Origin of the sequence: Roseinatronobacter sp. (genome assembly GCF_051859525.1) — a bacterium.
Lineage (GTDB): Bacteria > Pseudomonadota > Alphaproteobacteria > Rhodobacterales > Rhodobacteraceae > Roseinatronobacter.
Genome location: NZ_JBHYFM010000018.1, coordinates 18,079 through 30,455, shown reverse-complemented (window position 1 = coordinate 30,455; position 12,377 = coordinate 18,079). Strand labels below are relative to the sequence as shown.

Below are 12,377 nucleotides of genomic sequence, written 5' to 3'. Positions count from 1 at the left end.
CCCGTCATGAAAGCAGCGCAAATCTTGAAATGATTTGACTTGGCCTGAACAACGCTATGTCCGCACGCATGGTCCATGTAACGATTTCAAAACACGCTGTCTCCATCTCTCGTGTGCGCGCCCACGCGGTCACGCTGCTGGCTGGTGCCGGTGGCGGAGCGGTGGCGGGTGCGTTTGCGCTGGGGCAGTTTGCGGGTGCATCCGCGAATGAGGCGCTTTTATGCGCGGCACTTGCCGGGTGTTTGTGGATCGCAGGCGCAGTGATGATCATGTCGGGGCTGCGGGCTGAATATTTCCCGCATGACCGTTTGGGCAGTGCCAATGTCGTCACCATCCTGCGCGCTGCGGGCATTGCCGCTATGGCGGGTCTGCTGGCGGTGCCGCATCTGTTGGCGCAGGGTGTGGGCTGGGCGATGGTCGCGCTGGCTTGTGCCATACTTGCGCTGGACGCTGTTGACGGATGGGCGGCGCGCCGCGCGGGGCTTATATCCAGCTTCGGTGCGCGGCTGGATGTGGAAACCGACGTGGCCTTCGCGCTTGTCATGGCGGCACTGGCGGTCGCTGCCGGCAAGGTCGGAATGTGGTTTCTATTGCTGGGGCTGATGCGCCCGTCCTTTTTGTTGGCAACGCGGCTGTGGCCGGTTCTGGCAGCGCCGCTTCCGCCTGCGCAGCGCCGCCGCTTTGTTGCGGGGGCGCAGATGGGCGCACAGGTGGCCTTGCTTGCGCCAGTGCTTGTGCCCCCCGTGTCCGGTATGCTGGGCGCGGCGGTTCTGGCGGTGGTGCTGTGGTCCTTTGCGGTCGATATCCGTGCGGCCATATCCAAAGGGAAGCGTCAGGAATGAGGGTCATGCGCATCGCCCTTGCGGTTTGCCTTTTGTATCTTGTGCTGATCCAGCCGAACCACCCTGCGGCGATGACATGGGGCGCTTTGGCGGTTTTTCCGCTGGAATTGCCGGTTATTGTGGCGGCGCTGGTTGTCCTGGGTGCAGGTCGGGCAGGTGCGGTTCTGCGGGCTGTGCTTGTGTTGGCCCTGATCGTTATCGCCTTGCTGAAACTTGCTGATTTCGGCACGTTCATCGCGTTCAATCGCGGTTTCAACCTTATTGCCGATTATAACCTTCTGCCTGCGGCATGGGAACTGGCGCGTGGCAGTTTCGGTCTGCCGATGGCGGGGCTTGCGGTGGCTGGGGCGGTTGGGTTGGTTGTCTTGCTGGCGCTGGCCTTATGGTGGGCGACAGGGGTCATCGCAGGGACCATGGCGGGCAGGCGCCCGCGCATTGCGGCGGCTGTGCTGTTGCTGCCCGCGCTGGCCCTTGCCGTGGCCGAGATCGGGCAGGCGCGGCGGGCGTGGTTTCTGCCGCCCGCGTTGTCGAATGCCATTCCGGGGGCGGCATTCACCGCGCGTGTCGGACTGGAACGTGTGGAGCAGATCCGCACCACCCGCGCCGATCTGGCGAATTTCCGGACCGCCGCGCAACAAGACAGCATGCGCAATGTGGCGCCCATGTTCGACAGGCTGGGCAATCGCGACTTTGTGCTGGTCTATGTCGAAAGTTACGGGCGGTCCAGTTTCGAAAACCCGCTATATATTCCGACGCATACGGCAACGTTGCAACGCATAGAGGGGGATCTGGCCGCGCGTGGTCTGGCCATGCGGTCGGGCTGGGCGCGCGCGCCGATGGTGGGCGGCCAAAGCTGGCTTGCCCATGGCAGTGTCGCATCGGGACTGTGGCTTGACACACAGGCGCGCTACCGTGCGCTGATTGCCAGTCCGCGCCGGACGCTGTTCCACTATGCGCAGGATGCGGGGCGGCGCACTGTCGCCATCAAGCCCGCGCATGTCTTTCCCTGGCCGGAAGGGGATTATTTCGGCTTTGATGCGATCTATAACGCCGCTGATCTGGGCTATGAAGGGCAACCTTTCAACTGGGTGACTATGCCCGACCAGTTCACCCTACATGCGCTGGACAGGCTGGAACGCAGCGATCCCGACCGCACGCCGCTGGTTGTGCAGGTGGCGCTGGTGTCGTCGCATGCGCCTTGGGTGCCCATTCCCGAACTGGTGGATTGGGATGATATCGGCACCGGCACCATTTTTGACCAATGGGCCCTGTCGGGCGACCCGCCCGAGGTGGTCTGGCGCGATCATGACCGTGTGCGCGACCAGTTCCGGCAGGCGGTGGATTACAGCCTGCAATCGGTGGGGGCATGGGCGGCGCGTCATGCGGGCGACCCGCCGCTGATGGTCGTGCTGGGGGACCATGAACCTGCGCGGTTCGTGTCGGGGGTGGACGGGTTCGATGTGCCTGTCCATGTCATAGGCCCTGCCGATCTGGTCGAGCAGTTCGCCGATCTGGGCTGGACCGAAGGGATGATCCCGCAGCCCGATATCCCGTCCATGCGCATGGATCGTCTGCGTGACGTGTTGCTGTCGCGCCTTGGCAGCGGGGCTGCGCCGTGACACGCGGCTTGCGGTTGCTGGCGTCGCTGGCTGCGTTGGCGGGGGTGGTCTGGCTTGTGGACCCTGCGTCCCTGCATCCGCATCTGCGCGGGCTGGATGCGGGCTGGATGGCGCTGGCGGTTGCACTTCTGGGCGCGCAGGTGGGCGTTTCGGCGCTGCGCTGGCAGTTGACGGCGGGCGCACTTGGTGTGCGGTTGCCGACATTGTGGGCCTTGTGCGAATACCATCTGTCGGTTCTGGGCAACACGGTCTTGCCGGGGGGCGTGTTGGGTGATGTCGGGCGCGTTGCCCGGATGCGCGCCTATGGCGGCTGGGGTCTGTCGGTGGGGTCGGTGGTGATCGAACGGCTGGCGGGACAGGTCGCGCTGGCCTGTGCCGCGATTGCGGGGGTTGCGTGGTGGGCGATGGCTGGCTACGGCGTGGCGCTGACGGGGGTTGTCGCGGCCTCGGGGGCGGCTGTGCTGGCGCTGGTCGTGGCGGGGGCACGCTGGCTGCCGGTTGCGGTGCGCGATGCGCTGGCGGCGGCTTGGCTGTCGCCGCGTGTGATCGTGCCGCAACTGGCCTATACCGGTGTGATCCTGTGCTGCAATCTGGGTGGGGTCTGGGCCGCGGCGCAGGCGGTGGGGGTCCAGCTTGACCTTGCGGCGGCGTTGTTCGTGATACCGCTGACCTTGCTGGCGATGTTATTGCCTGTATCCGTCAATGGCTGGGGGTTGCGCGAAGGGGTGGCGCTGGCGTTGTGGCCACTGGTGGGGGTTGCCGGTCCACAAGCGGTGGCCGCCAGTATCAGTTTCGGACTTGCGGCCCTTGGTGCGGCGCTGCTTGCAGTTTTTCCTTGGGCTGTGCAGCTTGGGTTCGGACGCCAACCCCTGCCAGCCACACCTGATCGCGAAAGGAAATGACCCTGACACCCGTATTCGTTCCCCCGCATCTGCACGGTCTTGCGCATGGTCCCGAACTGGTCCGTGTGATTGGCGCAGTGACACAGGCGGGCAATGGTCTGATGGACTTCTGGTCGGATCGCGCCGCCCTGACTGTTCAGCAAAAGCGCGCGGGCGATTTTGTCAGCGTGGCAGACAAACGCACCGAAGACCTGTTGCGCGACAGCTTGTGCCAGCAAGGTGACGGCTGGCTGGGCGAGGAGACGGCGCGCGCACACAGCCTTGATACCGCGCGCCGCATATGGATCGTTGACCCGCTGGACGGGACAACGAATTTCCTGCGCGGAATCGGGCATTGGGCGGTATCCGTCGCCTTGCAGGTGGGTGGTGTGCGTGTTCTGGGCGTCGTGCATGATCCGGTGCGTCAGGAAACCTTCTTTGCGTTGCGGGGCGCGGGCGCTTATTTGAACGGGGCCGGAATTCAGGGGGCATCGACCCCGCGGCTGCAAGATGCGCTGTTCGGCACGGGAATTCCCTTCGGCGGGATGGCGGGCATTGATGACCACGCGGCCGATATTGCGCGACTTATGCCGCATTGCGCCGGTGTGCGCCGGATGGGCGCTGCGGCGCTGGATCTGGCCTATCTGGCCTGCGGACGGCTGGACGGGTTCTGGGAACGGCGGTTGCAGCCGTGGGATATTGCGGGCGGGCTGGTTCTGCTGCACGAAGCCGGTGTGCGCATCGAGGGGCTGGACCCGGCCGAGCGGCCAGAGGAAACCGGAACGGTTCTTGCGGCGACACCGCTGCTTTTTGACCCGTTTGCCAGAATCTTGCGCAACACCGGCGTGTAGCGTCCCGCATATCGCGCCGCAGGGCGCGCGCCAGCTTGGCCCGCGCCGCGTTTGTGCAGCCCTACGCGCGCAGCCGCGCGTAAATGTCGCCCGACCCCGCATCGGGGGCAAGGGCCGCCAGCCAGTCCTGCATTGCGCCCAGATCGCGCCATTGTGTCCATTCAAAACACGCGTTTTCACCGCGCACGACATTGAATTCATATGTGCCAAGCTGCGCTATCATGGCGATGGCCTGCTGGCTGACATCGGGCAGGCCCGGCAGATACTCGACCGAGATCAGCGCGACCGGATGCGACAGCCCTGACAGAACCTCTGTCTCGAACCCTTCGACATCAATCTTGATGTAGCGCGGCAGCCCGTGCTGCGCGATCATGCGGTCCAGTGACGTCATGGCGACATCGGCGCTTGCGTCCCATTGCACATGTTCGAAACCCGGCATGGCGCGGGCTTCATCGGGCAGGCTGGTGCGCAAGGATGACACTGTCGGGTGGCGCAAGGACACTGCCATCTGCGCGCGGGCCTCGGTCGGGCCAAGGGCTGCCTCAACAAGGACCACGTCACGCGGAAGTGTTTTGCGCAAGAAGCGGGCGAAGGCTGGCTGCGGTTCAAAGGCAACCACCCTTGCGCCGCATTTGCGCATGACCCGCGCACGCGTGCCCACATGCGCGCCCACGTCAAAGACCAGATCACCCGTGTTCAAAATTCCGTTATAAAGCTGTCTTGTCCGGCGCATCAGTGCAGGATTGAAATAGATCAAAACCGACCGGCACACACCCAAGGCCACGCGCAAAGACATTCTAACACCTTTCAAACAACGCCTTTGCGACAAATAGCGCAGTCAGACAGCTTTCCAGAGCGCGCGCAGGAAAATCTTCCTAAGGCACGGCATGCATTGAAGGAAAAAACTGTGTTACACTTGTTTTCTATCGCACAGCCCTAGTTGGGTTTGAAACATTGCCTGTTCAATCCCAGCTTCGGTAGGTGCCGTGACGATCCCCATTGCTATCAACTCCGCAAAGACAGCGACCGGCCTTGGGCCGGACACACTTGGTCTGGATACCAGCGAAAAAGTGGCGCGGCTGGTCTGTGACACGCGCCTTGGTTTGCCGGTTCTGGTTGGTGATGGTGTCGACATGGCTGTAATTGCACCCGTCGAGACGCTGCGCGCGGACCGCTTTGCACAGCTTCAGGCGTTTGGCGCGCCTTGCCTTGTCCTGTCTGCGCGCAGATATGCCGCACTCATGCCCGATGCGCCGTCGGTTGAGGCGTCGGCATATGCGCTTGGGTTGGGCGCGGGCACCCCGCTGGACCTGATCCGCCAGATTGCGGGTGGCGCGGATATTGGCAAGGGCGTGGTGCCTGCTGATGTAGCCCCCGTCACATGCGCCGCGCCGTTGATGAATGCGGCGCTGGCCTTGTCGAAAGCCGCGCAGTTGTTGCCCGCCATGATGTTGTGGCGCATTCCGGTATCCGCACGCGATACATTGCTGCGGCAGGGGCTGGCCTATGTCGCGGCACAGGTTGCGCTTGACGAATTGTCCAGCGCCCGCGATTTCGGCGCGGTCAGTGCTGCGGCCTTGCCCATGGTCTGCTCGGATGCGGGGGCCGTGCAGATATTCCGCCCCGACAATGGCGGGCCAGAGCATTACGCCATAACAATCGGCAACGTGGACCCTGACCAGCCGGTCTTGACGCGCTTGCATTCCGCCTGCTTCACCGGTGACGTTCTGGGCAGTCTGAAATGCGATTGCGGACCGCAATTGCATGCGGCACTTGATGCGATGGCACAGGCCGGTGGGGGCGTGCTGATCTACTTGAATCAGGAAGGGCGCGGCATCGGGCTCGCCAATAAAATGCGCGCCTATGCCTTGCAGGATGCGGGCCTTGATACGGTGCAGGCCAACCACCAGCTTGGTTTTGAGGATGACGAGCGGGATTTCCGCGTGGGCGCCACCATGCTGTCCATGTTGGGTGTCCGGCAAGTGCGCTTGCTGACAAACAACCCTGCCAAAATGCGCATTCTGGCAAGTCACGGTGTCGAAGTCGTCGAACGCGTTCCGCTTCAGGTCGGGCAAACCCGTCAGAACGCGCATTACCTTGCGACGAAAGCGCTGAAATCCGGGCATATCCTGACATGACAGACCCGCGTGCCTTGTGGGTGGTGGCCCCCGATTGTGCAGAAATACGGCCTGCAACGGCCGGCGCGGGTATCCGCTTGCGCAGCCTGTATTCCGGCATCAGTCGCGGGACTGAACGGCTGGTTCTTGGCGCGAAGGTGCCGGTGCGCGAACACGACCGGATGCGCGCGCCCCATCAGGAAGGTGATTTCCCCTATCCGGTCAAATACGGCTATTGCACAATAGCCGAGATAGAACAAGGCCCGCAGGCAGGCAGGCCCGTCTTCGCGCTGTTCCCGCACCAGACGTGGTTTTGCCTGCCGGAAGGGCAGTTCACCCCCTTGCCCGCAGCGCTGCCGCCCGCGCGTGCCGTGCTGGGTGCGAATATGGAAACGGCGCTGAACATCATCTGGGACAGCGGTGTTTCGGCAGGTGACAGGGTCAGTGTGATCGGGGCAGGGGTGGTCGGGGCCTTGGTGGCATATGTGTGTGCGCGCATCCCCGGCTGCGAGGTGACGTTAAGTGATATCGACCCAACCCGCGCTACGCTGGCGCAGGACATGGGCGGTGCCTTTGCCGCGCCGCAGGACCTGCCCGAAGCTCAGGACGTGGTCATCAACACCAGCGCATCGGCCAAGGGGCTTGCACGCGCGCTGGCGGTTGCAGGCATGGGTGCGACGGTGGTCGAGGCCAGCTGGCACGGTGATGGCATGGTCGCCTTGCCGCTGGGCGGTGCCTTTCACAGCCAGCGTTTGCGGCTGCTGAGTTCGCAGGTCGGCAATCTGCCGCCCGCGCGCCTGCCGCGCTGGGACTACCGCCGCCGACTGGCCAAGGCGCTGGACCTGCTATGCGATGACCGCCTTGATGTGCTGGTTTCCGGCGAGAGCGCCTTTGATGACCTGCCCCGTGATTACCCCCGTATCCTGAATGCGCCGGACACGCTGTGTCACCGCATCCGTTATGACTGAACAGAAAGGACCCCAATGTTCGCCGTCGAAGTCAAAGATCACATCATGATCGCCCATTCGCTGCCATCGCCTGTATTCGGGCCAGCCCAAGGCATGCACGGTGCGACATTCACCGTCGATGCCGCGTTCTTCACCGAGGATCTGGACGCGCATGGCCTTGTCGTCGATATCGGGCTGGCCGTTGAGGCGCTGGCCGATACACTGAACCCGTTGCGCTACAAGAACCTTGATGAAATCCCCGAATTTGCCGGAAAATTCACCACGACCGAATTCCTGTGCAAGCATATCTTTGACCGGATGCGCGCCCAAATCGTTGCGGACACGCTGAAGGATGGTGGCCGCGTGCGGCGGTTGCGCATCACCTTGCACGAAAGCCATATGGCCCGCGCATGGTTCGAGGGCGAGGTGTAATCCATGGGGTTCGCGCCGCAATGGCTGGCCCTAAGGGAAGCGGCAGATCGCGCAGCGCGCGATGATGCGCTGCTTGCGGCCGCAGCACGTCTTGCAGGGGCGGCGCCTGTCGTTGTCGATCTGGGTGCGGGCACTGGCGCGACCGTGCGGGCGCTGACCGGCCATTTGCCCGATGCCGCGCGCTGGCATCTGGTGGACAATGATGCAGCGCTGCTGGCGCTTGCGGTGGCAAACCACCCCAATGCACAAGCCTGCCAGCTTGATCTGAACCGCCTTGCGGATCTGCCGCTTGATGATACGACGCTGGTATCTGCATCCGCGCTGCTGGATCTTGTCTCCGAACGCTGGTTGCGGGCCCTGATCGATATTCTGGTCCGTCACCAGCTACCCTTTTATGCGGCGCTGTCTTATGACGGGGTCATGCAGTGGCAGCCCGAACTGGCGGATGATGCGGACATCACGGCGGCATTCAACCGCGACCAATGCACGGACAAGGGGTTTGGCCCCGCACTTGGGGCGGCATCTGGCATTATGGCAAAAACGCTTTTTGAACAGGCGGGTTATCATGTCATGCTGGCGCAAACCCCGTGGGTGCTGACGCACCGGCACGCGCAGTTGCAGGCGGACCTGCTGGACGGGATTGCGGGCGCGGCCGCGCGTGCGGGCCATGGCGGCGCGGATGTCTGGAATGCCGCACGTCAGGCGCTGGTGTCACAGGGGACCTGCACCATTGGCCATGTGGATATTCTGGCGGTGCCGACAGGTCGGGTTGCGCTGCTGGACGGTCATGGGGGTGCGGATGGATAAGGCCCTTGTCAGCCCGCGCGTATGGCAGCGCATTCTGGACATTCGCAATGGGGCGGGATGTGCGTGCTGCGGGAAGTGGACCGCCGCGGAACGCGCGGCGCTGGACATATATGCGCCGCTTGCGCGCCGTGACATGGGGCCTGTCACCATTGGCCAGATCGGGCAGTCGCTGGACGGGCGCGTGGCCACAGTTGCAGGCGATGCGCGCGATATATCGGGGCCGGACGGGTTAAAGCACCTGCACCGCCTGCGCGCCATTTGCGATGCGGTCGTCATTGGCGTGCGCACCGCGCTGCATGACAGCCCGCGCCTGACCGTGCGCCTGTGCGAGGGGGGCAACCCAGCACGTGTTGTTATCGACCCGCGTGGCAGGTTGCCCAATGATGCACGGGTCTTTGCCGATGATGGCGCGCGGCGTATCGTATTGCAGCACGGCGACACGGCCCGCCCTGACGGTGTGGAGGTTATTCGCCTGCCAGCCGTCGCCGAAGGCAGCATGTCGCCCCGCCAGATCCTGCGCGCCCTGCAAGGCACAGGGCTGAACACAGTGCTGATCGAGGGCGGCGGTATTACCGTGGCGTGGTTTTTTCAGGCCGGTTTGCTGACACGGCTGCATGTGGCGGTCGCACCCTTGCTGATCGGGGGCGGGCCGCAAGGGTTTCACACCCCCAATCCGGTGGCGCAGCTGTCCGATGCCATGCGCCCTGATACGCGCGTGTTCGATATTGGGTCCGATATCCTGTTCGATTGCGGTCTGGGTCCGGCGCAGGACATTATTTCAGCGCCATGGCACGGGCTTGCCCGCCAAATGCGGTAAGGGCCGCTTGCGCCGGAACGGAATGCAAAAACGCCAGCGCAAGCCAATGCGCTGGCGTTTGCTGTGATGGTGCTTGTGCGCCTACCAGCTGAAATTGCGTCCGACACTCATGCGCAGGTCACGCCCGCGGCGCGGCTCGTTATTGGCCAGCCCGCCGTCAAGAATGTTGCGGTATTGCTTGTTGAACACATTGTTGACTGCCAGTTGCACTTCTACCCCGGCCAGCGCGCCCTGATCGGGGCGCCAGGTGGCATACAGGTCATTCACCCCGTAGCCGGGAAGGTGTTCATAGGCGCCCGGCGCAGGGCTGGCGTTCCAACGTTTTGACTTGCGCGCAAATGTGCCGCGCCAGCCATATTCCAGCGTCTGCTCGAACGCGCGCCCGCCCAGTTCCAGCACAAGTTCATCCGCTGGCGTGGAGGTAAGCTGCAACCCTGTTATCTGGTCGGTGCCCAGAATGCGGGAATAGGCGAATTTGCCAAACAGGTTTCCGGCATCATAGCCCCCTTCCAGTTCAAGCCCGCGAATATGCGCGCGCGCGATATTGGCATAGGTGGGACCAGGGCCTGAAAAGCGGTCGATCTTGTCGCGGACGCGGTTTGAAAACACCGTCAGCTTCAGGTCCAGACTGTCGCCATCAACGACAACATCGCGCCCCGCATAGGAGAAGCCCAGATCCACTGTGCGCGCGCGTTCCGGCCGTAGCTCCAGCGAGGCCGTCTTGCCCGCGCCGGTTCCCACGTCAAACACCTCGTCAATCGACGGGGCGCGTTCGGTATGCGCCAGTGATCCGAACACTGCCCAGTCCTGATTGAACCTGTAATGCAGCGCGAGCGAGGCAACCTGCGCGGTATGGCTGCGCTGTGCGCCGCCCACCACATCATCTGACGGTGTCAGCGTGATCCTGTCAGCGCGCAGGCCCAGAACGGCGGTCAGCCGGTCATCCCAGATGAATTCGTTCTGCAGGAACACGCCATAGCGCCGGTCCGTCCCTTCGGGATGAAAGGCAATCGCACCGGATTCGCGCTGCGCCGCACGTGTTTGCCGGGATGCGGTGACACCAAGTGTCAGGTAGTTTTCCCACCCTTCGCCGGAAAAGGTGAAGCGGTTTTCCGCGCGCAGGGCCAGTGTGCGGTATTGATAGAACGCATCCTCGAACAGCGGGTTGTTCGCCAGAAACGGGTTACCGGGAACCGCGTTTTCCTGATCGATCAGCGTGCGCGAATAGGACAGCTGCACACGGCTGTCCAGCCACGGGTTGCCGCTGGCCGGATTGGTCCAGACCAGTGTTGCGGTGTCATCCTGTGCCCTGCGGTCGACGGTGCCGAAATCCGGAATATCGGCGACAGATGAATAATTCGCGCCATCCTCATCGCTGCGCCAGCGCGACAGCGACAGGCTAAGCGATTGTTCATTCCCGTCCCCGAAGCGGTAGGTGCCCTTCAGCAGGCCTGACGTTCCCGCCATGCCCGATCCGGTGACCCGCGTGCCGTCGCCTGATTTGTAATCCCCTTCATTGCGATGGGTCAGCGCGGCCAACACCTCGACCCGCTCTCCGAAGCGCTGCGCCAGTATGACCGACCCAAGCGTGCCGCCACCATTGCTGTTTGCGCCCGCTTTCACGCGCAATGCCGTTGTTTCGCCCATTTGCAGGAAATCGGCGGCGTCCTTGGTCTCGAACGCGACAACACCGCCCAAAGCGCCGGACCCATACAGCGCCGATGATGCCGGCCCGCGCAGAACCTCGACGCGGCGATACAGTTCCGGCTCGCCGAAGAACTGGCCCACCTGATACAGCTCGCCGTATTTTTCGACGCCGTCCACGCTGATGATAATGCGGTTCTGGTCGGAGGCGTCCCCGCCCACGCCGCGAATATTGTAGCGCTGGCCTGTCATCCGGTCGCCGCCCTGCACTGTGGCACCGGGCACAGTGCGCAACAGATCGCCGGGTGTGGCGGCCTGTTCGCGGTCGATGTCGTCCTGCTCCAGCGTGCTGACGGCTTGCGGCGTGTCAATCGCTGTGCGCGCGCGGCCAAAGCCCAGAATGACACGGCCCAGAAACGACCCCGGCGCGGCGGTCGGGTCCGCGCTGGTCTGCGCCTGTGCCGGTAGTGAAACGCCCATAAATGCCGGAACGGCAATAGCGGTCAGCAGGCGCCCGTAGCGCCTTTTGGTCTTGTCCATCGGTATCCCCTTGGTGGTTATCTGGCTGGCGATACCGCTGGCGTTCTGACATGCTCGTTACTAATGCTTAGTAAAAGAGTCAACAATGCTCAGGCAATTTCCGCCGCCTGTGGCAGAACAAACGCCTCATCCCTGCGGGGCAGGGTGGATACGCGCAGCGCGCAGCCATACGCGCGCGACAGGTTCGCATCGGTCAGCACATCACGCACGCCGCCATGCGCCAGAACCTGCCCGTCCAGCATCAGTGTTATGTCATCGGCAAACATGGCCGTCAGGTTCAGATCATGCATGACAGCAATCACGCCGCCGCCCGCGCGTGCAAAATCGCGGGCCAGTGCCATGACCTGCAACTGATGGCCGATATCCAGTGCCGCAACAGGTTCGTCCAGAAACAGCCAGCGCGGCACCCCGTCCACCACCGGTTGCCAGACTTGCAGCAACACGCGGGCCAGTTGCGCGCGGGCCTGTTCCCCGCCCGACAGTTCCTGAAAATACCGCCCGCCATAGCCTGCCAGCCCCACCCGTTCCAATGCGCGGACAGGCAATATTGCGGAATCACTGCGCAAGGCATTGGCGCCCACTAGCCCCAAGCGCACGACTTCATGCACGGTGAAGGGAAAGGCAAGCTGGCTGGCCTGTGGCAGCACCGCGCGCAGTTCCGCCAGTGCCCATGCGGGTATCCGGCGCGTGTCCTGCCCGTTCAGATGCACGGAACCGGAATGCGCAAGATCGCCGGTGATTGCGCGCAGCAATGTGGTTTTCCCCGACCCGTTGGGGCCTACGATAACCGTCAGCCTGCCCGCGCGGGCGCGCAAGCTGGCATTGCGCAAAACGGGTTTTCCGCCAAGGGCTGCATCAATATTCTTCGCGTCCAGCATGG

The 12,377-nt window shown here is 63.4% G+C and carries 12 protein-coding genes; 9 read left to right on the top strand and 3 right to left on the bottom strand.

The annotated features are described in order from the left end of the window. The first annotated feature begins 56 nt into the window (after positions 1-56). The 4 genes from ACTIE1_RS12670 to ACTIE1_RS12655 are packed head-to-tail and all read left to right on the top strand — an operon-like array spanning position 57 to position 4,193. Positions 57-842: a CDP-alcohol phosphatidyltransferase family protein gene (locus tag ACTIE1_RS12670; protein ID WP_439562403.1), complete on the top strand. Its 786-nt coding sequence runs from the start codon at positions 57-59 to the stop codon at positions 840-842. Positions 843-847: 5 nt separating this feature from the next. Then, complete coding sequence (locus tag ACTIE1_RS12665; RefSeq protein WP_439562402.1) at positions 848-2,461, top strand: sulfatase-like hydrolase/transferase; 1,614 nt, start codon at positions 848-850, stop codon at positions 2,459-2,461. Then, positions 2,458-3,363, top strand: coding sequence for a lysylphosphatidylglycerol synthase transmembrane domain-containing protein (locus ACTIE1_RS12660; RefSeq protein WP_439562401.1), 906 nt, complete (start codon positions 2,458-2,460; stop codon positions 3,361-3,363). Before ACTIE1_RS12665 ends, ACTIE1_RS12660 begins: the two co-directional genes overlap by 4 nt. Beyond that, a complete protein-coding gene (locus ACTIE1_RS12655) occupies positions 3,360-4,193 on the top strand; it encodes an inositol monophosphatase family protein (protein WP_439563430.1) in 834 nt (277 codons plus the stop codon). Before ACTIE1_RS12660 ends, ACTIE1_RS12655 begins: the two co-directional genes overlap by 4 nt. A 61-nt stretch (positions 4,194-4,254) precedes the next feature. Here ACTIE1_RS12655 and ACTIE1_RS12650 read toward each other — a convergent pair whose 3' ends face one another. Continuing rightward, on the bottom strand, positions 4,255-4,989 hold the full coding sequence (locus ACTIE1_RS12650; protein ID WP_439562399.1) for an FkbM family methyltransferase: 735 nt from the start codon (positions 4,987-4,989) through the stop codon (positions 4,255-4,257). 190 nt (positions 4,990-5,179) lie between these two features. Between ACTIE1_RS12650 and ribA the strand changes: the two genes are divergently transcribed. The 5 genes from ribA to ACTIE1_RS12625 are packed head-to-tail and all read left to right on the top strand — an operon-like array spanning position 5,180 to position 9,313. Beyond that, positions 5,180-6,331, top strand: a complete 1,152-nt coding sequence (gene ribA / locus ACTIE1_RS12645) for a GTP cyclohydrolase II (protein ID WP_439562398.1) — start codon at positions 5,180-5,182, stop codon at positions 6,329-6,331. Continuing rightward, positions 6,328-7,278: a zinc-dependent alcohol dehydrogenase gene (locus tag ACTIE1_RS12640; protein WP_439562397.1), complete on the top strand. Its 951-nt coding sequence runs from the start codon at positions 6,328-6,330 to the stop codon at positions 7,276-7,278. Before ribA ends, ACTIE1_RS12640 begins: the two co-directional genes overlap by 4 nt. A gap of 15 nt (positions 7,279-7,293) precedes the next feature. After that, complete coding sequence (locus ACTIE1_RS12635; protein ID WP_439563429.1) at positions 7,294-7,689, top strand: 6-pyruvoyl trahydropterin synthase family protein; 396 nt, start codon at positions 7,294-7,296, stop codon at positions 7,687-7,689. Positions 7,690-7,692: 3 nt separating this feature from the next. Further along, positions 7,693-8,496: a methyltransferase domain-containing protein gene (locus ACTIE1_RS12630; RefSeq protein ID WP_439562395.1), complete on the top strand. Its 804-nt coding sequence runs from the start codon at positions 7,693-7,695 to the stop codon at positions 8,494-8,496. After that, the gene (locus ACTIE1_RS12625; protein WP_439562394.1) at positions 8,489-9,313 is read left to right on the top strand and encodes a RibD family protein; all 825 of its coding nucleotides are present in this window, start codon (positions 8,489-8,491) and stop codon (positions 9,311-9,313) included. Before ACTIE1_RS12630 ends, ACTIE1_RS12625 begins: the two co-directional genes overlap by 8 nt. 81 nt (positions 9,314-9,394) lie before the next feature. On the opposite strand, the gene ACTIE1_RS12620 is transcribed toward ACTIE1_RS12625, so the two are convergent. Together ACTIE1_RS12620 and ACTIE1_RS12615 are read right to left on the bottom strand one after the other, a co-directional pair. After that, positions 9,395-11,497 (bottom strand): TonB-dependent receptor domain-containing protein, encoded by a 2,103-nt coding sequence (locus ACTIE1_RS12620; RefSeq protein ID WP_439562393.1) that lies wholly within the window; start codon positions 11,495-11,497, stop codon positions 9,395-9,397. 89 nt (positions 11,498-11,586) lie between these two features. Continuing rightward, entirely contained in the window at positions 11,587-12,375 is a 789-nt protein-coding gene (locus ACTIE1_RS12615; RefSeq protein ID WP_439562392.1) for a heme ABC transporter ATP-binding protein, read from the bottom strand. Between the last annotated feature and the right edge of the window lie 2 nt (positions 12,376-12,377).

Coding starts and splice junctions, on each gene's coding strand:
- ACTIE1_RS12650 (WP_439562399.1), bottom strand. CDS start 4,989: ATGTCTTTGCGCGTGGCCTTGGGTGTGTGCCGGTCGGTTTTGATCTAT.
- ACTIE1_RS12615 (WP_439562392.1), bottom strand. CDS start 12,375: ATGCTGGACGCGAAGAATATTGATGCAGCCCTTGGCGGAAAACCCGTT.
- ACTIE1_RS12655 (WP_439563430.1), top strand. CDS start 3,360: ATGACCCTGACACCCGTATTCGTTCCCCCGCATCTGCACGGTCTTGCG.
- ACTIE1_RS12665 (WP_439562402.1), top strand. CDS start 848: ATGCGCATCGCCCTTGCGGTTTGCCTTTTGTATCTTGTGCTGATCCAG.
- ACTIE1_RS12630 (WP_439562395.1), top strand. CDS start 7,693: ATGGGGTTCGCGCCGCAATGGCTGGCCCTAAGGGAAGCGGCAGATCGC.
- ACTIE1_RS12635 (WP_439563429.1), top strand. CDS start 7,294: ATGTTCGCCGTCGAAGTCAAAGATCACATCATGATCGCCCATTCGCTG.
- ACTIE1_RS12625 (WP_439562394.1), top strand. CDS start 8,489: ATGGATAAGGCCCTTGTCAGCCCGCGCGTATGGCAGCGCATTCTGGAC.
- ACTIE1_RS12640 (WP_439562397.1), top strand. CDS start 6,328: ATGACAGACCCGCGTGCCTTGTGGGTGGTGGCCCCCGATTGTGCAGAA.
- ACTIE1_RS12670 (WP_439562403.1), top strand. CDS start 57: ATGTCCGCACGCATGGTCCATGTAACGATTTCAAAACACGCTGTCTCC.
- ACTIE1_RS12620 (WP_439562393.1), bottom strand. CDS start 11,497: ATGGACAAGACCAAAAGGCGCTACGGGCGCCTGCTGACCGCTATTGCC.